1 protein-coding gene is annotated in these 293 nt (G+C 51.9%); it reads right to left on the minus strand.

Annotation, left to right across the window (positions count from 1 at the left end):
• Window positions 1-239 (minus strand): COX15/CtaA family protein (locus L324_RS44455; protein ID WP_499698321.1); only part of this gene is annotated, 239 nt, incomplete at its 3' end.
• Between the last annotated feature and the right edge of the window lie 54 nt (window positions 240-293).

Genomic DNA, 293 nt, shown 5'->3' on the forward strand with positions numbered 1-293 from the left:
GCAAAACCCAAATCCAGTCTGCTGTAGACAACCGCAATTCCTGAGGCAGCCTGAAGGATGATCAGGATCAGGGAAATCATCCAGCCCCAATAAATGCGTTTTTGATTTTTATACTGTCTTGCTGCATGTACCGCTGCCGCGATGATCCAGGCGAACAGAAGAAGCGCCGCAGCTCTGTGTCCCATCTGCACCCATTCGTGAAACTTCCCGGGAAGCCAGCCGTTTTCCGTGCTGCACATCGGAAAGTCAAGGCACGCGAGGCTTGATCTCGTATGCCGTCTTCTGCTTGAAAA

Origin of the sequence: Amycolatopsis orientalis DSM 40040 = KCTC 9412 (genome assembly GCF_000478275.1) — a bacterium.
Classification (GTDB): domain Bacteria; phylum Actinomycetota; class Actinomycetes; order Mycobacteriales; family Pseudonocardiaceae; genus Amycolatopsis; species Amycolatopsis orientalis.